The sequence below is a fragment of the Nocardia sp. NPDC005998 genome, assembly GCF_040614395.1.
Classification (GTDB): Bacteria; Actinomycetota; Actinomycetes; order Mycobacteriales; family Mycobacteriaceae; genus Nocardia.
This window is the reverse complement of the sequence record NZ_JBEXUI010000019.1, coordinates 1-19,842: the sequence shown is the minus strand read 5'-3', so window position 1 is coordinate 19,842 and position 19,842 is coordinate 1. Positions and strand designations below refer to the sequence as shown.

The window sequence follows — 19,842 nt, the reverse complement described above, 5'->3', positions numbered from 1 at the left end:
GTCGGCTGAGGAGCCTGGAAGAGGTGAACCCTCCGCTCGATTCGCCCTATCCGGGTTCGCAACCGCGAATACCCGATGTTCGGGTATTCGCACCGACCTCCGTACACGATCTGCGCGGACGCACCATCGAGGAATTGCGGTATCCCGCGACGGCGGCATTGGTCGTGGCCGGAGTGCCGGGCGCGGGTAAGAGTACGGCGTTGCGGCTGTTCTTCGGCGCCGAGGCCGATGCCGAGCGACCGCCGCGCGGCCAAGCGGATTCGGTGGTGCTCGACTCGCACCATTCGCGAAATCGCTGGCGGCGCAGGCTCGGTCGGCTGCCGTACCCGTTGTGGCGGCCGGTGGTGCACATCGCGCATTACCGCGGGATCAGAGCCGCGCTGCGGGACGGTGCCGGGCCGGTCGTCATCCACGACTGCGCCACCTTCGGGTGGGCCAGACGTTTGATCGGCCGCTGGGCGGCGCGCTATGGCCGGGAAGTGCACGTCATCCTGCTCGATGTGCCTGCCAGAACAGCGCGCGCCGGTCAGCACGCGCGCGGTCGGCGCGTGAATCCGTTCTTCTTCACGCTGCATTGCCGCCGCTGGGACCGTCTCATGCGCGCCGTCGGCACGGGAGATCTCCCGCGGCCCGCGCCCGCATCGATGGTGATCGCCGATCGGACCACCATCGACCGGCTGGGTCGGGTCAGCTTCGCGGTGTGACGAGTGCGGACGTCGTTCTCATGATCATGGGACCAGCACGGTCAGTGCACCGGGCACCGCGCGCAGGGTGATCGGGAGCGTGCCGGCGGGCTCACCGTCGGCGGTCGCCGGGGCACCGGGGGCGGTGAGCGTGACCTGCGCGACGCGGTACTGCTTGGACTTCGGATGATCGATTCGTTTACCGGCCGATAGTGCGGGCAGCAGACGGAGCATATCCCCTCGGGAAACCGCGCCGACGACCGTGAGATCCAGGAAACCGTCATCCATCACCGCGTCCGGACAGACCAGCATGCCACCCCCATATGTGCGGGTATTGCCGATCGCCACCATGACCGCATCGGTCTCGATCACGGTGTCGGAATCCGGATTGTCGAGCGCGCCGGGCACGACGCCGGACAGTTCGATCCGATAGGGCACGGTGAAGCGGCCCGAGATTTCGGCCAATGCGGCGACGGTGTAGCGCAGCGGACCTCTGGGCCAGCGCATATCGTTGGCGCGCAAGGTGACTCGTGCGTCGAATCCGGTACCGGTGACGGTGGCGAACCACTTGGGCGTGAATCCGGGCGTCGGCGATTCGATCAGGCCCAGGTCGATGCCACGGGTGCGGCCGCCGAGCACCAGATCGGCCGCCGCGACGGGATCGTCGGTGGGCACACCGATTTCCCGCGCGAGGTCATTGCCGGTGCCCGCGGGGATCAGGCCGAGCGGTACGCCGGTCTGCGCGAGCGCTTCCAGCGTCACATTCATCAACCCGTCACCGCCGATACAGACCACCGCGTCCGGCCGGTCACTGCCCGCGATCGAATCCCGCACCAGACGTACCGATTCGGTGGCCGAAGGCGCACGCACCTCGGTGATCTCGACACCGCGTGCGGCGAAGCGGGCCAGCGCGGCCGCTGCCACATCGCCGCCCTTGCCGACGCCGGACTGCGGATTGGTCACGACGGTGACCGCGCGCACCGGACGGGACGAATCCTGTGTCACGGGACCAGCTTTCCAGGGTTGAGGATGCCCACCGGGTCCAATTCCCGCTTCACCGCGCGCAGCACGCGCACGCCGAGATCGCCGATCTCATCGGGAATCCACGGGCGATGGTCGGTGCCGACCGCGTGATGATGGGTGATGGTGCCGCCCGCGGCCACGATCGCGTCGCCGACGGCTCGTTTCGCGGTGGACCACTGGGTGATCGGGTCGTCCAGCTGCTTGGCGATGACGGTGAAATATAGCGAGGCACCGGTCGGATAGGTGTGCGAGATGTGACACATCACCAGCGGCGGGGTGCCCTGACCGCCGAGCGAATCCGTCAGTGCCGCGGTGACCTTCGCCTTCAGCTCGGCCAGATTCGACCAGGTGGTCGCGGTCTCCAAGGTTTCGCAGAGCACGCCGACATCCAGCAGGGCATCGCGCATATAGGGTGCGGCGAAACGGCCGTGCTCCCAGTCTCGAGCCGGGGTCTGTCCCAGCGCGGTCCCGCCCGCCGCGGCCAGCAGTGCGCCCGCCTCAGCGCTGCGGGCCGCGACATGCGCCTCGGTGCCCTCGAACGTGGTGATGGCCAGACAACCCGGAACCGACTCACCACCGATATCGGCGGACCGAGCCAGATTGATGCCGGTCTCGACCTCATCGGAGAGCCGGAGCACGGTCGGTGCGGCACCCGCCTGCACCACCGAGCGCAGTGCGGCGGCGCCGGTTTCGAAGTCCGGGAACGACCAGGCCTGGTAGCCAATGGTTTCCGGTACGGGATGCACCCGCAGGGTTACCTCGGTGATCACACCGAGCGCCCCCTCCGAACCGACGAACAGTTCACGCAGGTCCGGGCCCGCGGCGGATGCGGGTGCGCGGCCGAGTTCGATGGTGCCGCTGGGCGTGGCGATCTTGAGCCGCTGCACCATGTCATCGAAGCGGCCGTAACCTGCCGAGGCCTGTCCGGAGGACCGGGTTGCGGCGAAACCGCCGATGCTGGCGAATTCGAAGCTCTGCGGGAAGTGGCCGAGCGAAAGGCCATGGGCGGCAAGGAGTTCCTCGGCCAGCGGGCCGGTCAATCCGGCGCCGAGCGTGGCGGTGCCGCTGATCGGGTCGATATCGGAAATACCGTCGAGGCGGCGCAGATCCAGCGCGATGACGGTATCGAAGCGGCCCCGGACCGGGTCGACGCCGCCGACCACACTGGTACCACCGCCGAAGGGCACCACCGCGATGGCATTGTCGGCGCAGTAGGCCAGCACGGCGAGCACCTGCTCATGGTCGCCGGGGAAGATGATCGCATCGGGCGCGTCCTGTGGGCCGTCGGCGCGGCGGCGCAGCAGATCGGGGGTGCTCTTACCGCCCGCATGCCGCAAACGATCGTGGTGGTCGACCGAAATGCTGCCCACGCCGACCACCGCGACCAACCCGTCCCGTTGAGTCGGTGTCAACGTCGACTCGCGTAGCGGCACATCGCCCTCATCGCGGCGCGCCACCGGGTCGCCGGAGACTCCGAATACCTGCGTCAGCAGGGTTCGAATCGAAGCCGAGAGCGGCTTGTGTCCGGCGGGTATGCCCCAGGCGTCCCAAACCATACTCGCCGCGTGCTCCGGCGCGCCCGGGATTGCGGCGGCCGCCTCGCTAGAGGATGTGTGCTGATGCGTCTCGACCATACGTTACAGTTTGACATAGACTGTCAAGCAGTAACGAACAGACACCCGCTTCCGGCACCGCTGCGACGGTGCCGCCGACACCCGGTGGTGACACCCGATGACTGCCTCCGCAGAGTCCGCCCCCGTCGACGCGCTCGCGGCAACCGATCTCGCGATCCTCGATGCCGCCCGGGCCTGCGTGGAGGAGTTCGGGGTGCGCCGCACCACCCTCACCGAGGTGGCCCGCCGCGCCGGGGTCAGCAGGCCGACCGTCTACCGGCGCTGGCCGGATACCGGATCGCTAGTGGCCGAACTGCTGGTGCGCGAACTGCGCGCGATCGTCGCCGCGGCCATGCCGAGTACGGGTAACGCGCGTGCCCGCATGGTCGAGGGCATCGTCGGGGGCGCGGCGACCATTCGCTCGAATCCGTTGTTCGGCAAGATCTTCCGTACCGATACCGACCTGATGCTCACCTATGTCTTCGGCCGCCTCGGCCGCAATCAACGCGCCCTGATCGAACTGTTCACCGCGGGCATCCGGGACGGCCACCTGGACGGCTCCATCCGCGCGGGCGAGCCCGAACAGATGGCGACAATGCTGTTGCTGATCGCGCAATCGGCGGTGCAGTCGGCGGGTACGGTCGCCCCGCTGCTGGCCGGAGCGGCACTGGATGCGGAATTGACCCGCGCGATCGACGGCTACCTCGCTCCCGACGGCGGACCCGCGACGACCGACAAGCCGCTCCAATGACCGAACACCTGCGCACCGGCGGTCCGTCCGCCACCGGAAAGGGATTGTGATGACTGCGAATTCGGCCGCTGCCCGTGGAAATTCCGCGCTGAACGCCGGACGCCGCGCGCGCGAGCTACAGGTGCTCGGCGACGGTATCGATATCGATGTGCTGGTGATCGGCGGCGGCGTGACCGGTGTCGGCGCGGCCGTCGATGCCGCGTCCCGCGGACTGCGAACAGTGCTGGTGGAACGGCACGACCTGGCGTTCGGTACGAGTCGCTGGAGTTCGAAGCTGGTGCACGGCGGGCTGCGGTATCTGGCCAGCGGGCGGGTCGGCATCGCGCACGAAAGCGCCGTCGAGCGTGGCATCCTGATCGCCACCACGGCACCGCATCTGGTGCGGCCACTGCCGCAATTGGTGCCGCTGCTTCCGGAAATCGGTGTGGCACAGCGTGCGTTGATCCGCGCCGGATTCGTCGCTGGCGATGTGCTGCGGCGCAGTGCGGGCACTTCGCCCGCGACACTGCCGCGTTCCCGTCGAGTCGCCGCCGCCGAGGCGCTGCGCTTGGCACCGACTGTGCGCCGCGAAGGATTGCGCGGCGGGCTGCAGGCCTGGGACGGACAGCTAGTGGACGACGCGCGACTGGTGGTGGCATTGGCCCGCACCGCTGCCGCGCACGGCGCAACCATCCTTACCCGCGTCGAAGCCCTTGACGTCACCGGGGATTCGGCCACCCTCCGCGATACCTCGACCGGCGAGACCATGGCCATCCGGTCCCGCACCGTCGTCAATGCCACCGGCGTCTGGGCCGATCAGGTCGACCCGAGCATCGAACTGCGCCCGAGCCGCGGCACCCATCTGGTCTTCGATGCCGAATCATTCGGCGGGCTCACCGCATCGCTGACCGTCCCGGTGCCGGGCAGTACGAGCCGCTTCGTCTTCGCCTTCCCGGCGGCGCACGGGCGGGTCTACCTCGGCCTGACCGACGAGGACGCACCGGGACCGATCCCCGACGAACCCCAGCCCACCGAAGCCGAAATCGACTTCCTCCTCGACACCATCAATACCGCCCTCCGAGAGCCATTGACCCGCAGCGATATTCGCGGCAGCTATGCCGGACTGCGCCCGCTACTGAAGACGGCCGACAACAGCACCGCCGATATCTCCCGCCAGCACGCGGTCCTGCACTCCCCGACCGGTGTTATCACCATTGTCGGCGGCAAGCTCACCACCTACCGCCAGATGGCCGAGGACGCGGTCGACGCGGCGGTAGCCACGGGCAACCTCGCCGCCGGCCCGTGCCGCACCAAGCGACTTCCCCTGGTGGGCGCGATCTCCGGCGCCGCCCGCGACCGCATCGCCGCCCCGCCGCTGCTGATCGAACGCTTCGGCAGCGAGGCGGCGACCGTGCTGGCAACGGCTGCCGCGAATCCCGCCCTCGCCGAATACGTCGCCCCCGGAATCGACGTCACCGCAGCCGAATTCGCCTTCGCCATCACCCACGAGGGCGCACTCGACACCGACGATCTGCTCGACCGCCGCACCCGCATCGGCCTGGTCCCCGCGGACCGCGCGGCGGCCCTACCCGCAGCGGAAGCCGCCTTCGCGCACCAGCATTAGGTTCGCAACGCGCGGCGTCGCATTCGGCCGAATGGTCGGGCGGCGCGGGTCAGTCCATCCGCCAGGTGGCGAGTTCGGCGCGCATCGCGGCGCGCGGCCAGAGGTCGAGGCCGTGCGCGGCCTCGGCGGCGCGGATTTCGCGTAGCTCGGCGGTCTCTTCGGCGGCGGTCAGAAAGCGGAAGCCGAGGCGCTCATAGTAGGGACCGTTCCAGGCCACGTCGACGAAGGTTGTCAGCGTGATCGCCGGTAGCCCTTGCGCTTTCGACCACTGCACCGCATGGTCGATGAGCCGCTTGCCGATCCGCTTACCCGCATGATTCGGATCCACCGAGACCTGGTCGATATGGGCATTGCCATCGACGATCCCGAGAACCAGATAGCCGATCGGGCGGCCGGTGTCATCGGGATAGACCCAGGCCCGGCCCGCCTGTTGGAACTCACGCAGCGTTTGCAGTGACGGCGGATCGTCATCCGCGACAGCCATCATGCCGATGTCAGCGAATGGTTTGCCCGCAACGCGCTCGATTTCTTGCAGTATCGGCAGGTCGTCCTCGACCGCCGGTCGAATCGTCCGCATGGACGATTCTCCCACGAACCTCACTCGGCCGGAGTCGCCAGGATGCCGTTGACCAGCGCACGCAGCGCCCACCGGGCCCGCTCGTCGCCGTCGCCCGAGAACATCTGGTCCCCCATCGCCATGAGCGTCGGATACCGATCGGCGGGTAGTGCCGCGAAGCGCCGTTTCACCTCGGCGACATAGTCCTGCTCGTTGGTGTCCTTGGTGTTGTACGCGCTCTGCTCTGCGGCCTGCGCGGATATGTGCAGGTAGATCAGGTCGACGGCCCAGGAATTGGTCTGTGCGTCCACCCCGCCCTCGGCGAACAGGGCGAGCAGCAGCTCGACGATCCGCAAGGCATTCGGGCTGCTGGGAATCGCGCCGAGCGCGACGAGTGCGAGCCCCTCATGTTTGGCCATCGCGTCGACGGTCGTCGTGACCAGCGCTGTGAGCCGGTCACGCCAGGTGTCGCCGGTCGGCTCGGGGACGGTGCCGAGCACGTGATCGAGCATGGCGGCCATCAGATCGTCACGGTTGGCGACATAGACGTAGAGCGAGGCCGCGCCGGTATCCAGGTCCTGCGCGACGCGACGCATGGTGAGGGCGGCCAGACCGTCGCGGTCGAGGATGCGCAGGCCGGTTTCGATGATGACGTCACGGCTGAGGGGTGCTTTCGCGGGTCGGGCCCGGCGGCTGACGGGTGCGGCGCTCATGGGCCGAGCATACGCGCTGACGAACAATGTTTGACACGAACGCTGTTCGTAATCTAGCGTTCCCGTCGACCGAACAATGTTCGTCACGATCCCTGTTCGCTCCGATTTCCTCCCATCAGGAGAAGGACATGAACACCCGCACGCAGCAACCAGATAGCAAGGTCAGCGCCCGGATGTGGGCGATACTGGCGGTAATACTCGCGGCCGACGTTCTCGACCTGCTCGACTCGACCATCACCAATATCGCCGCACCGACCATCGCGCGAGATCTCCACAGCGGGTCGTCGCTGATCCAGTGGCTCGGCGCGAGCTATGCCCTATCCCTCGGCGTCCTGCTGGTCGTCGGCGGCCGACTCGGCGATCGCTTCGGCAAACGGCGGCTGTTCCTGATCGGCCTTGCCGGATTCACCCTCGCCTCGGTCGCCTGCGGTCTCGCCATCGATCCGGCCACGCTCATTACCGCGCGCCTGATCCAGGGCGCCTTCGGCGCGATGCTGATACCCCAGGGTTTCGGCATCCTCACCAGCGTCTTCCCTCGCGAACAGTTGGGCAGGGCATTCAGCGTCTTCGGGCCGAGCCTCGGCCTGTCCGGCGTCTGCGGCCCGATCCTGGCCGGATTCCTCGTCGACGCGGATCTGCTCGGCCTCGGCTGGCGTGCCATGTTCCTGATCAATATCGTGCTCGGCGGCCTCGCATTCGCCGCCGCCCATCGCCTGCTGCCCGCCGAGGACGGCGACCGCACCGTCACCATCGACGCGCTCGGCGCCCTCCTGCTCGCCGCGGCCATGTTCGGGACGCTATTCGGACTGATCGACGGTTCCGCCAATGGCTGGAGCGGCGCGCCCTTCGCGGCCTTGGCGGCCGGAGTCGTCTCCTTCGCGCTGTTCGCCCTTCGGCAGATCACCGCGGCCAACCCGCTGATCAAGCCGACGCTCTTCGAGAACCGGGGCTTCACCTCTGGTCTGATCCTCGGCCTCGTATTTTTCGCCGCGGTCTCCGGCCTGCTGTATGTGCTGTCGCTGTTCATGCAGAACGGACTCGGCTACACCCCGACCGATGCCGCGCTCGGTCTCGCCCCGCTCGCCGTCGGCATCATCATCGCCTCGATCGCCGCGCACCAATTGCTGACCGCCCTCGGACGCAACCTCATCCTGATCGGCCTGCTGATCACCCTGGCGGGCAGCGGCCTGCTGCTCTTGCTGGTGCTGACCGGCGGAATCGATATCGCCCCATGGGCTCTCGCGGCGGCAATCCTGGTGCTCGGCATCGGTATGGGCACCTGCTTCGGCAGCATCTTCGTCGTCACCATCGGCGATATCGACCCGTCCGAGACCGGTAGCGGCAGCGGATCCCTTTCCGCCGTCCAGCAACTCGCCAATGCGATCGGCGCGGCCGCGGTCACCACGGTGTACTTCCACACGGTCGACTCCGGTCAGGCGCATGCGCTGACCGTCAGCCTGGTGTTCGTCGCCGCCATCACGCTGGTCAGTCTCGGGCTGGTGCGACTGCTGCCGCGCCACGCTCAGGCCGAACAGCAGCACTGAATCACCTTCAACCCAAGGACTCTCATGATTCTCGTCACTGGAGGCCGCGGCGCGGTCGCCAACAACCTCGTGTCCCTGCTGCGCGCCGACGGCCATGCCGTCCGTATCGGCTCCGGCCGCCCCGAGCAGCTTCCCGCGGACGTGCCTGCCGTCGCCTGCAACCTGCGGAACCCGGCCACCTTTGCCGCCGCACTCGACGGCGTCACCTCGGTGTTCCTCTACGCCGAGCCCGAATGCATCACCGAATTCGTATCCGCCGCAACCGAAGCCGGAGTCGACCACATCGTGCTGCTGTCCTCGTCCGCGGTGGTGGATCCCGATGCCGCCACCAACGGCGTAGCGAAATCGCATCTCGACGTTGAACTCGGACTCACCGACGCGCCGATGACCGTCTCGGTAGTGCGACCTGGCGCGTTCGCGGGCAATGCCCGCGGCTGGTCATTCGCGATCAAAGCCGACCGCCCGGTCAGCCTCCCCTACCCCCATGCCTACACCGATCCGATTCACGAACTCGACATCGCAGAGTGCGCCCATGCTCTACTCACCAAGCCGGACCACCGCGGTGGAGTCCACACTCTCACCGGTCCGCAGACCCTGACGTTCACCGAGCAGATCGACCTGATCAACAAGATCACCGGCCACACCGCGACCATCGCCCACGTCACTCCCGACGCCTGGCGACAGGAGATGGCCGAATTCATCCCCGCCCGCTACGCCGACGGCCTCCTCGACTACTGGCGGAGGTGCGACGGCGTCCCGACCCCGATCACCGACACCGTCGCCCTCCTCACCAACCACCCGGCCCGGCCCTTCACCACCTGGCTCGAAGACCACCTGTCCGAATTCACCGCCTGAGGCACGGAATCCACCTGGCCGGTGGTGCACGGCAGATCGGCCGCATGGACTCACCCGCCGCGGGCGGGCAGATCGCTGCGCACAGGACCAACCCACCTGGGCGGCACGGATCATTCCGTGCCGCCCAGGTGTGTCGACCGATCGCGCAGAGCCGCGACGACGAGCTGGTATCGCCGTCGCGGAGCAGGATGCGGCGGCCGGGGTGGTCACGGCGGCTCCCTGAATCTCGTCAGTGGTCAGTGCCACAGCAATGCGGGTGACGGGCACTGACCGCCACCGGATTCCGACGACCGCGCACCGAGCCGAATTCTCCGGCTGGCCGTGAGCTCGCGCACAACGGGTTCGCCAGCGCCATGTCCAGATAGCTCCTGCCGTATCGCCCCCTGGGGCCAGAGGCAGTCGCAGGTAGTCGAATGGCGGTCGCCCAGGCCGTATCGACCGCCATGTGACTACGCTCGGCGAGCAGCCGAAGTGGGTAGCGCAGCGATGTATGTGGACGGGGCACTGGCTTGCTGAGGATGTACGCGTGGTCTCTCAGAGCTATCCGAGCTCGCGGGAAGTGTGCGTGGAGGCATCCGGAGGCGACGTCGGGTGATGCACGCCTCTTCGTCGATAAGCGCGGGTACGGATCACTGTGGGCCCGCGCTCGCTGTTCGTCGCAGGCAGGGTTCGGGGGCATCGCACACTCTATGCTGGACGCCGGTAGTGGTGCGGGAAGGAGGCGCGGGTGAGTAACCCGTCGACCGTGGGGATTGCACCGGGCACTGGTCTGATCGCACGCTTCGGTGCGGTTGTCGTGTATCTCGCGGGCGAAACCCCCTCCACCGACCGGATACTCGGCGCGATCGAGGCCGTCGCCGATGCGCGGCATCCGGGCGCGGCGATCGCGCAGCGGCTGGCCGCGGTGGTTTTCGGCGGCAATTCCGAACCACCGCCGTTCGGCGTGGTCGCGCCGACTGCCGACGGCACCGTGATCCTGCTGCGCGGCCAGGTGACCGCGGAGATCCAGGGCGCGGAAGGAACTCGACGCCTTTCCGGGGCCCGCGCGTTCACCTGGGTAGACGAAATCATCCGAGAGCCCGTGCGCCGGATCACAGTCGGCGCGGACGACACATTTCCGGTGCAGGCACTGCCACGCACCGACCTACGCGCCGGTGTCGTCCCCGGCGGCGGTTTCACCCTGCATATCGCAGCCCGACGCACGGGCAGATCCGCGGCGACCCGAGGCCGCGCCACCGGACCATCCCCGTCCCCCGGCACGACACTCGAACCGCCACAAACCGCACCGGCCGGGTTGGAAGCCCTCCTCGACCCGTCCGCGAAATCCCAGCCCACCTCGATGGGCCACCGCACAGACGCCACGCAAAACCCCACCTCCGATCGCCGCACCGGCTCCGCCCGGCGCGTCGAGCTCTCCCGGCAGTCCTCTGTCGGGTCCGCCACACCGCACGAGCCCACGGCGAACGCCGGACCAGCTGGCGCGGCGCAGCCAACTGGATCGGCACGCGCTAACGGCATTCCGCGGCAATCCTCCACACCGGACGGACCCACTGAGAAGGCCGGACCCGCAGACTCGGCGCAACCAACGGGATCAGCGCGCTCTACAAATGTCCCCCGGCAGGCCTCCGCACCGGACGGGCCCACTGAGAACGCCGGGCCCGCTGGCTCAGCGCAACCAACCGGATCTGGTGTCCCGCGGCAGTCCTCCATCCGGCCCGCCACGCCGGACGCACCCTCGGCGAAGGCCGGACCCGCCGGCTCAGCGCAATCAACTGGGTCTGCTGGGATTTCGCGGCAGTCCTCCGCGCAGTCCGCAGCGCCCACCGAAAAAACGAGTCGGGGGGCATCGGCGGAGTCGCCGATCGGCGAGCAGGCTGCGGCATCCGCGAAGGGGCGGACGGCGGAGTCCGGGTCCGGGGAGGTAGCGACACCGCGCGACGTCAGTACCCAGGCTATGTCCGCTGCCGAGCGTGCGGAGTCCGGTGGGTCGCGGGCAGGTGCATCGTTACGGCCCGAACCTATTGCGCTGCACAAGATCCCGCCATTGCAAGGGCAACGACCGCGACCGGTGCGGCCGGTTGGCGGCGCGGGCAATCCGGAGAGTCCGGGGCCGGTCGCCGGTGCGTTGATTCTCGAGGACGGTGCGGCATATCCGCTGGACCGGGCGTATGTTGTCGGTCGAAGTCCGACTATCGATGAGGCGGTACGTGCCGCGACGGCCACGCCCATCACCGTCCCTCGTGACCGCCATATCTCCCGCGTGCACGCCTACGTCTCGGTCGACCGCGGCAAGGTCTACGTCCGCGATGCCGCCACTCCCGCGGGAACTTTCATCGCGGCCCCAGGCGACGATGACTGGACGCGCGTCGGCACCGCCCCGATCGAACTGCCGCCCGGCTGGAGCCTGCGCATAGGCCAGCGAATCATCACCTACCGCTCCGAGAACGACCCGAAGCATCCGACGGAAGCCACTGGTAAGGGCCGCCGTTCCTGAGCGGATCGCTTGCCCTGCGAAGACGTGCCGCACTGGGCGCACTTTTCCCACGTCTGGCGATCCCGGGCGAATCCGCACGGATTCATCGACCGAACCAGTAGCCGAACTGAACCGGCATCGAACAGGACCGCACAGGCGCCGTTCCGCCGCTAGCGCATTCAGCCATCTTCCCGCGGCGCCGGCGAAGGAGCCTGCGCCGCTCGCCGATCCGCCGTGCGCTGAACCGGCACCGAACAGGACCGCACAGGCCCGTTCCGCCGCCAGCACACTCAGCGATCTTCCCGCCGTGCGTGGCGAAGGAGCCTGCGCCGCTCGCCGATCCGCCATGCGCCGAATGCGACCGCGACGCCCGCGCCAGCGGCGAGTACCCCACTGACGGCCAGGGTGGCGACGGTCGGCGGGGTACCCCGGAAAATCCAGGCACCACCGGCAACCGCCCAGGCCAGCATGGCCGAACTCGCGCACAGACCGATGAAATTGGCGATTCCACCGTGGCCACGACGCAGTGTCCGGGCGTTGGACTCCACGTAGGCGGCGGCGAACAACGCGAGGATCACGATCACGGCCGAAGCGGCGGTCAGCGTCGGACGCTGCGTCGTATGCAGTTCGACTCGCTGGGTCGCGATCTCGGTACCGTTGCGCAGCAGAGTCAGCTCGCCGTCGAGATCGCCCGCCAATACCTGCCGGTCGACCGGATCGGGCAATACAACCGCGCCACCGGGCGGCAGCGGCACCGGATCTCCACCCAACCGCACACCGACCACATGCACTGTGAGCGAAGCCGAATCGACGTCGATCCCATTGACTTGGACTGGAATCGGCTCGGACAGATCGATATCGATCGGATTCGACCTCGTCGGATCAACACCGGCAATGGTGACCGTGCCCGGTACCAGATCTCCGCCGGCCGTGGATGCACCGAGCCCGAGCACCGCGACCGCACAGGCACCCGCCGCACACAACACTCCCGCGAGCAGCGGCCGCCAAGGCGAAGCGAACGTGACGACATCCCGAATGAGCACCAGATCGCGCCGATCGACATCAGCCAGCCGAACACCCTGGTCCTGCAACCCGTACCGCGGCCGCACCCGGCCCATCGGGGGACGATGCGGTCCGGCAGCGATCTCGCCGGTTACCGGTGAAATCGGCCCCACCACCGTCCCATAACCCTGCGCACCTCCCGGTCCCGGTATCGCCGCACCCGCCCGCCGTGCAGCACGACCACCCCCGGTTGCGGCGGCCACAATGGTGTCGGCGCCGATCACCGGGATACCCACCGGAGTCAGCCAATCGCCGCCCCAGCAGGAGGCGGCGAGTTCGGCGAGCGCGATGCCGAAGAGTTCGGCGGTATCGAAGCGGTCGGCGGGATCGGTCGCGAGGCCGCGCATCACCACATCGGCGATCGGTCCGGGAACACCGGGCGCTACCTCGGTGAGGGGTATGGGATCGCCGAAGGCATGGGCGAAAAGCGTTGCGAGGTGGTCATCGCTCGGCGGGAAGGGCAACACACCGGACAGCAGCTGATAGAGCATGGCGGCCAGCGCGTAGACGTCGGTCGCGGGGGAAAGCGGTTGTCCGCGCGCCTGCTCCGGCGCGATATAGGACGGAGTGCCGACGATCGCGCCGGTCCTGGTGACCAGGGTCTGGTCACCACCGACAATCTCGGCAATGCCGAAATCGGTCAGTTTGATCGCACCGCCGGCGCCGAACATGAGATTCGACGGTTTGACGTCACGGTGCAGAATCCGGTGGCGGTGCGCTGCTTCCAGTCCCGCCGCACCGGCCAGCCCGACGGCGACCGCGGTCGCCGCGTCGAACCCCTCGGTGGCGAACCGGCTGCCGACGGTGCCGCCCGGCAGGTATTCCATGACCAGCAGACACAGCTCGTCCTTCTCGATGTAGTCGAAAACCCGCACCACATGGCGATGATCAATGGCCGCGAGCAATCGCGCCTCGGCGACGAACCGGCGGCGCACCTGTTCATCCTGCGCGAACTGCGGTGGAATCTGTTTGATGGCGACCGGTCGGCCCAACCGCCGGTGCGTGCCCGCCAGCACCACACCGCATCCACCCCTGCCGACCTGGGCGCCGATATCGTAGGCGGGCAGCGCGGCCCGCAACCTGCCGGTGTCACTGGTCAAGTCGTCGCCCATCCACTCGGAACCGCACGGTATTCGTACCGTCGATTTCGTCGAGTTCCCCGGTGGATGCGAAATACTCCTCCGGCGCGACTTCCGGTGTCGGGGAACAGCATCCGAGCAGGAATCCGACGGCCGCGGCACAACTACGAACGCGGCGGCCCAGGATCGGGGTAAGGGTTGCCGCGACAAAATTCGTGCGGTGTGGACAATGTCCAGCATGCACCGCAATGGACCGACACAGGACATCGACGAGTCCGCGCTGACCGTGACCCCGCCGAAAGAGCAGGCCGCGGGCGTGACCGCCGTGGCAGTTGCGCTGAAACGCGCGGTCGAGGAGATGGGTGTCGTCCGGACCACCCGCACGCTGGCCCGGGTCAATCAGGTGCACGGCTTCGACTGCCCCGGCTGTGCTTGGCCGGAGCCTACGGGGCACCGTCGTCCGGCGGAGTTCTGTGAGAACGGTGCCAAGGCGGTCGCCGAGGAGGCGACACTACGCACCGTCACCCCCGAATTCTTCGTCGCGCACTCGATCGAGGAACTGGCGGGCAAATCCGGCTACTGGCTGGGCCAGCAGGGCCGACTCACCCACCCGATGGTGCTGCGCCCCGGCGATACGCACTACTCCCCGATCGAGTGGGATGACGCCTACCGGCTCATCGCCGAACACCTGCATGCCCTGCCCTCCCCGGACGAGGCCCTGTTCTATACCTCCGGCCGAACCGCCAACGAGACCGCATTTCTGTATCAACTGCTGGTCCGCAGCTTCGGCACCAACAATCTGCCGGACTGTTCGAATATGTGCCACGAATCCTCCGGCGCCGCGCTGACCACCTCGATCGGCATCGGCAAGGGTTCGGTCTCGATCGATGACTTCACCAAGGCCGATCTGATCATCGTCGCGGGCCAGAACCCGGGCACGAATCACCCGCGCATGCTCAGCGCACTGGCGGCCGCGAAGGCCAGTGGCGCCAAGGTCATCGCGGTCAACCCGCTGCCGGAGACCGGACTGCTCGGCTTCCGCGACCCGCAAACCGTCAAAGGTTTCACCAGCGGCGTCGCCATCGCCGACGATTTCCTGCAGATCCGCCTCGGCGGCGATATGGCGCTGTTCCAGGGCCTGGGCAAACTGCTGTTCGAAGCCGAGGACCGCGCGCCCGGCACGGTGGTCGACCGCGAGTTCGTCGACGCCCACTGCGCTGGCTTCGCCGAATACGAAAAGAACGTACGTGCTGTCGATCTCGCCACCGTCCGCACTGCGACCGGCCTGTCCGACGACGACTTACACCGCACCGCAACGCTTCTGGCCGAATCGAAAAACGTCATCATCTGCTGGGCGATGGGGCTGACCCAGCAGCGCCACGGCGTCGCCACCATCGAGGAAGCCGTCAATCTGCTACTGCTGCGCGGCATGATCGGCAAGCCCGGCGCCGGTGTGTGCCCGGTCCGCGGCCACTCCAACGTCCAAGGCGACCGCACCATGGGCATCTGGGAGAAGATGCCCGATACCTTCCTCGACGCACTCGACCGCGAATTCGGCATCACCAGCCCACGCCACCACGGCTACGACACCGTCGAAGCCATCAAAGCCATGCGCGCTGGTACCGCGAAGGTGTTCTTCGGCATGGGCGGCAATTTCGTCTCTGCCACCCCCGATACCGAGGTCACCGAGGCCGCCCTGCGCAGCTGCGCGCTCACCGTGCACGTCTCGACCAAACTCAACCGCAGCCATATCGTGCACGGCCGCACCGCACTGATCCTGCCCACCCTCGGACGCACCGACCTCGACCTCCGAAACGGCACGAAACAGCAAGTGTCGGTGGAGGATTCGATGTCGATGGTGCATCTGTCCACCGGCCGACTGCAGCCGGTCAGCGATCAACTGCGCAGCGAAGTCGCCATCGTCTGCGAACTCGCCCAGACCCTCTTCGGCGCCGATCATCCGGTGCCGTGGGCGCAGTATCAGCACGACTACGACAAAATCCGCGACGCGATCGCCCGGGTAGTGCCCGGCTGTGCCGACTACAACACGCGAGTCCGTCAGCGCAACGGCTTCGTGCTACCGCACCCGCCGCGCGACTCCCGCGAATTCCGCACCGCCACTGGCAAAGCCAATTTCGCGGTCAACGAATTGAGCTGGGTCCCGGTGCCCGAGGGCCGATTGATCCTGCAGACCCTGCGCAGCCACGACCAGTACAACACCACCATCTACGGCCTCGACGACCGCTACCGCGGGGTACACGGCGGCCGCAAGGTGATCCTGATGCACATCGACGACATCACCGAATTCGGTTTCGTGGACGGAGATCTGGTCGATCTGATCTCCGAATGGACCGATGCCACCGAACGCAAGGTGACCGGCTTCCGCATCGTCGAATACGCCACCCCGCGCGGTAATGCCGCCGCCTACTATCCCGAAACCAACCCGCTGGTTCCGCTGGATCACGTTGCGGCACGGTCGAATACACCAGTGTCCAAAGCGGTGACTATCCGAATCGAACCACACGTCCACACCGGACAGCCCACATGAGCAACCCCAGCGAGCGAACCAGGTCGCAGCACACACCGCGCACGACCGAGCCGAACGCGGAGAGGCGCAATCATGAGTAGAGTCACCGCCCGCAGACGGATGCGCCGCATCTCCCCCAACGGCATTGTCGAGCGCCCGGATTCACTCGCCGTGGAGGAGCCGCTGGAAATCCGCCTCGACGGCCAGTCGCTCACCGTCACCATGCGCACCCCCGGTAGCGATATCGAACTCGTCCATGGATTCCTGTTGGGCGAAGGCATCATTCACACCGCCGAGGATGTGGTCAGCGCCCGCTACTGCGCGGGCACCGACGAGGACGGTCGCAACACCTACAACGTCCTCGACATCCACCTGCGCACCCCCACCCCCGTCCGCGGCCGCAACTTCGTCACCACCAGCGCCTGCGGCCTCTGCGGCAAAACCGCACTCGACGAGGTCCGCACCCGCACCCGATATCCGCTCCCGCCCGCCTCGATCTCCCTCGGCAGCGATACCCTCGCCGCCCTGCCCGACCGATTGCGCACCCGCCAAACGGTTTTCGACGCCACCGGCGGCCTGCACGCCGCGGGCCTGTTCACCGCCGACGGCACCGCACTCGCCGTACGCGAAGACATCGGCCGCCACAATGCCGTCGACAAAGTCCTCGGCTGGGCCCTACTCCAAAACCGCATCCCCGCAAACGATCTCGTACTCATCGTCAGCGGCCGTGCATCCTTCGAACTGGTCCAGAAAGCCGTCATGGCTGGCATACCGATACTCGGCGCCGTCTCCGCCCCCAGCTCGCTGGCCGTCGACCTCGCCACCGAATCCGGCCTGACCCTGGTCGGCTTCCTGCGCGGCGACACCATGAACATCTATACCCGCCCGGACCGGCTGACCATTACCGACGAAGTCGCCACCTATTGATCACGGCCGATGTCCGTTTTACGGTGACAACACCAGATCCATAGTTCGGCGATGAACGGAGACACCGATGCGGATCACGGTCGATGGCAAATCCGGCGGACTACGCGTGCGTATGCGGTTCGAACAGCAGCGCAACCGCTGGCTGGCCGTCCGAATCATATTGGGGGTATTGGCATTCCAGGGCGCGGTCGTCGGTCTGTGGGCGGTTTTCGCGCCGCATTCGTGGTACAGCAGCTTTCCGGGCTTCGGCATGCAGTGGATCTCGGCCGACGGTCCGTACAACCACCATCTGGCCTCCGACGTCGGTTCGTTCTTCCTAGCGCTGACCGCGGTGACGCTGGCCGCACTTTTCCTCGGCGGCAGCGCGTTGGCGCAGGTCGCGGGCCTGGGCTGGCTGGTCTTCGGGGTACCACACCTGATCTATCACGTCTCGCACAAGCCAGCCGAGATGGGCGCGGGCAGTTTCACCGTCAGCATCATCGGCGCGGTACTGATCGCCGTCCTCGGTCTGGCGCTGATCCTGGTCACCCCGCGCGGACCGCAGTTGCGCGATCCCGACCCGATCACCTTCCGGCTCCCCCGCCGCCGCACATCCCGCTGACTCCCCGGAACAGTCAACGCCCCACAGCGCATGCCGTGGGGCGTTTGGTCTGTCGCAAGTGGATGCGCGTCCGACGTTCAGGACGCATTCCATCCGCCGATCTCGGTCAAATGGTCGAGCGCCCGCACCACCGCCGGTGCGCACCGATGACCATCGCCCGGTCCGAGCCACGCCATCTCGGCGATCTCCGCGGCCGGAGCCGGTATGCCGTGACCGGGTGCGCGGAAGCAGTGCATCTCCACGAGCGTTCCGGGACGCCCGTGGGCGGGGGCCGTAATGGTCACCACGGGCGTGATCCGGTGCGCCTCCAACTCGACGCCTACTTCCTCGCGAACCTCACGAACGAGCGCTCCGGCCAGGGTTTCCCCGGGCTCGGGCTTGCCGCCCGGCAGATAGAAGGCGTCGCGTCCCTCGGTCCGGACCGCGGGCAAGCGGCCGTTCTCGACGCACAGCCACGCCACCGACGTGAGCGTTGGTTCCCCGATCATGGTGCGGAGCTGACCCTTTCGAGCGACAAGCAGTCGCTGGCGCTAGTTGTCAGTCCTTCAACGCTTCGAGCAACGCCGCACGTTGGCGTGCGCCGAGTCCGCCGATGCGGCGGTCCTCGGGGATCTCCGCTTGGTCCATCAGCTTGGCGGCCTTTACCGGTCCGACGCCGGGCAGTGCCTTGATCACGGCAGCGACCTTGGTCTTCTTGACCAAGTCATCGCTGTCGGCCTTCTTCAACAATTCGGCGACCGATACCTTTCCGGCCTTCACCTTGCCGATCAGTTCCGAGCGTGCCTTGCGGACCGCAGCCGCTTTGGCCAACGCCTCGGTGCGCTGTTCGGCGGTCATGGTAGGCAGTGGCATGTCTCCTCCGCTTTCACTCATCACTCGAACATCTGGTTGACCGGACCGAGTAAACAGCACTACAAGCACCACACTAGCTCGACACACCGGGGTCGGACGGCGGGAAATAGCGACAAGTTTTCTGGAACCAGTGCGCACGCCCTGGTAAAACAGGCAGCCGCAGGCGGTAACACCCGAAGCCTCAATGCCGAAACCACTAGCAGACGCACCAGTGCGGGACAGAAGGTTCAATGGCGAACCAGGGAATCAACGGCGATTCCGGCACCGGGCGCGATCGGGAAACACAGAGATGTGGACGACGATCGTCACCGTATCCAGTAGCACTAGCGCGCCAACAAGAATGCCGAGTGGGCATGATCGGCCCGTTCGGTGCGCAAGATGCTAGGACAAGTGCTGGCGCGGGGGGCAATCTGCGCCAGTACGTCATCCCCCTCCCGGCTATCGGGATTCCCCGCAACGCGGCCGTGGGACACTGCTAGGCTCCGAATTAGAACACGTTTCAATTCGTCGCCCCGGGCGACTGCTCGCCGGTCGCTCGAAACAAGAGGGGTTTTCATGGCACAGCAGATCCGCGATGTGGTCGAGCAGTACGTCAAACTGGTCGGCTCGGGTCCCACCGAAGAGATCGTCAACCTCTACGCGCCCGACGCGGTGGTGGAGGACCCCATGGGCACCGAGCCCAAGCGCGGCCATGAGGCCATTCGCGAGTTCTACGCCGTGATCGCCAACCTCGATCGGGAGACCGAGCTGCGACCGGAGACGATCCGCATCACGGGCAACCACGCCGCCTTCATGTTCACCCTGGTCACCAAGTTCGGCGAGCAGCGCTTCACACTCTCGCCGATCGATGTAATGGAGTTCGACGACGAGGGCCGGATCGTCAGCATGCGCGCCTACTGGAGCCAAGACGATATGCGTAGCGAAGCAGTCTGAATCGGGGCGAAAACGCGGGTGCGGCAGTCGAATTCGACTGCCGCACC

17 protein-coding genes are annotated in these 19,842 nt (G+C 67.2%); 10 read left to right on the top strand and 7 right to left on the bottom strand.

The window, feature by feature from the left end; translation table 11 throughout:
* The first annotated feature begins 23 nt into the window (after positions 1-23).
* Positions 24-704, top strand: coding sequence for an AAA family ATPase (locus ABZ293_RS23855; RefSeq protein ID WP_355183928.1), 681 nt, complete (start codon positions 24-26; stop codon positions 702-704).
* 24 nt (positions 705-728) lie between these two features.
* On the opposite strand, the gene ABZ293_RS23850 is transcribed toward ABZ293_RS23855, so the two are convergent.
* Together ABZ293_RS23850 and ABZ293_RS23845 are read right to left on the bottom strand one after the other, a co-directional pair.
* Positions 729-1,688 (bottom strand): diacylglycerol kinase family protein, encoded by a 960-nt coding sequence (locus tag ABZ293_RS23850; RefSeq protein WP_355183926.1) that lies wholly within the window; start codon positions 1,686-1,688, stop codon positions 729-731.
* The gene (locus ABZ293_RS23845) at positions 1,685-3,262 is read right to left on the bottom strand and encodes an FAD-binding oxidoreductase (protein ID WP_355184144.1); all 1,578 of its coding nucleotides are present in this window, start codon (positions 3,260-3,262) and stop codon (positions 1,685-1,687) included. The genes ABZ293_RS23850 and ABZ293_RS23845 overlap by 4 nt, the downstream gene beginning before the upstream one ends.
* A gap of 175 nt (positions 3,263-3,437) precedes the next feature.
* Here ABZ293_RS23845 and ABZ293_RS23840 point away from each other — a divergent pair, with 175 nt between their 5' ends.
* A complete protein-coding gene (locus tag ABZ293_RS23840; RefSeq protein ID WP_354960114.1) occupies positions 3,438-4,070 on the top strand; it encodes a helix-turn-helix domain-containing protein in 633 nt (210 codons plus the stop codon).
* 49 nt (positions 4,071-4,119) lie between these two features.
* Entirely contained in the window at positions 4,120-5,673 is a 1,554-nt protein-coding gene (locus ABZ293_RS23835) for a glycerol-3-phosphate dehydrogenase/oxidase (protein WP_355183924.1), read from the top strand.
* Positions 5,674-5,722: 49 nt separating this feature from the next.
* On the opposite strand, the gene ABZ293_RS23830 is transcribed toward ABZ293_RS23835, so the two are convergent.
* Complete coding sequence (locus ABZ293_RS23830) at positions 5,723-6,250, bottom strand: GNAT family N-acetyltransferase (protein ID WP_355183922.1); 528 nt, start codon at positions 6,248-6,250, stop codon at positions 5,723-5,725.
* A 20-nt stretch (positions 6,251-6,270) separates the two neighbouring features.
* Positions 6,271-6,942: a TetR/AcrR family transcriptional regulator gene (locus tag ABZ293_RS23825; protein ID WP_355183921.1), complete on the bottom strand. Its 672-nt coding sequence runs from the start codon at positions 6,940-6,942 to the stop codon at positions 6,271-6,273.
* A gap of 128 nt (positions 6,943-7,070) precedes the next feature.
* Here ABZ293_RS23825 and ABZ293_RS23820 point away from each other — a divergent pair, with 128 nt between their 5' ends.
* The 3 genes from ABZ293_RS23820 (at position 7,071) to ABZ293_RS23810 (ending at position 11,835) form a co-directional block, all read left to right on the top strand.
* Entirely contained in the window at positions 7,071-8,486 is a 1,416-nt protein-coding gene (locus ABZ293_RS23820; protein WP_355183919.1) for a DHA2 family efflux MFS transporter permease subunit, read from the top strand.
* A gap of 24 nt (positions 8,487-8,510) precedes the next feature.
* Entirely contained in the window at positions 8,511-9,341 is an 831-nt protein-coding gene (locus ABZ293_RS23815) for an NAD(P)H-binding protein (protein ID WP_355183917.1), read from the top strand.
* A gap of 727 nt (positions 9,342-10,068) precedes the next feature.
* Positions 10,069-11,835, top strand: coding sequence for an FHA domain-containing protein (locus ABZ293_RS23810; protein ID WP_355183915.1), 1,767 nt, complete (start codon positions 10,069-10,071; stop codon positions 11,833-11,835).
* A gap of 269 nt (positions 11,836-12,104) precedes the next feature.
* On the opposite strand, the gene ABZ293_RS23805 is transcribed toward ABZ293_RS23810, so the two are convergent.
* On the bottom strand, positions 12,105-13,988 hold the full coding sequence (locus ABZ293_RS23805) for a serine/threonine-protein kinase (protein WP_355183913.1): 1,884 nt from the start codon (positions 13,986-13,988) through the stop codon (positions 12,105-12,107).
* 205 nt (positions 13,989-14,193) lie between these two features.
* On the opposite strand from ABZ293_RS23805, the gene ABZ293_RS23800 reads away from it, so the two are divergent.
* From ABZ293_RS23800 to ABZ293_RS23790, 3 genes are all read left to right on the top strand, one after another.
* On the top strand, positions 14,194-16,503 hold the full coding sequence (locus ABZ293_RS23800; protein WP_355184142.1) for an FdhF/YdeP family oxidoreductase: 2,310 nt from the start codon (positions 14,194-14,196) through the stop codon (positions 16,501-16,503).
* A 72-nt stretch (positions 16,504-16,575) separates the two neighbouring features.
* Positions 16,576-17,409 carry a formate dehydrogenase accessory sulfurtransferase FdhD gene (gene fdhD / locus ABZ293_RS23795; protein WP_355183911.1) on the top strand — a complete coding sequence of 278 codons (834 nt, stop codon included), beginning with the start codon at positions 16,576-16,578 and terminating at the stop codon, positions 17,407-17,409.
* A gap of 67 nt (positions 17,410-17,476) precedes the next feature.
* Positions 17,477-18,010: a hypothetical protein gene (locus tag ABZ293_RS23790; RefSeq protein WP_355183909.1), complete on the top strand. Its 534-nt coding sequence runs from the start codon at positions 17,477-17,479 to the stop codon at positions 18,008-18,010.
* 77 nt (positions 18,011-18,087) lie between these two features.
* Here ABZ293_RS23790 and ABZ293_RS23785 read toward each other — a convergent pair whose 3' ends face one another.
* Positions 18,088-18,498, bottom strand: a complete 411-nt coding sequence (locus ABZ293_RS23785) for an NUDIX domain-containing protein (protein WP_355183907.1) — start codon at positions 18,496-18,498, stop codon at positions 18,088-18,090.
* A gap of 49 nt (positions 18,499-18,547) precedes the next feature.
* Positions 18,548-18,862: an integration host factor, actinobacterial type gene (gene mihF, locus ABZ293_RS23780; RefSeq protein ID WP_354960125.1), complete on the bottom strand. Its 315-nt coding sequence runs from the start codon at positions 18,860-18,862 to the stop codon at positions 18,548-18,550.
* A gap of 555 nt (positions 18,863-19,417) precedes the next feature.
* On the opposite strand from mihF, the gene ABZ293_RS23775 reads away from it, so the two are divergent.
* Positions 19,418-19,795: a nuclear transport factor 2 family protein gene (locus ABZ293_RS23775; protein ID WP_355183905.1), complete on the top strand. Its 378-nt coding sequence runs from the start codon at positions 19,418-19,420 to the stop codon at positions 19,793-19,795.
* Positions 19,796-19,842: the final 47 nt, after the last annotated feature.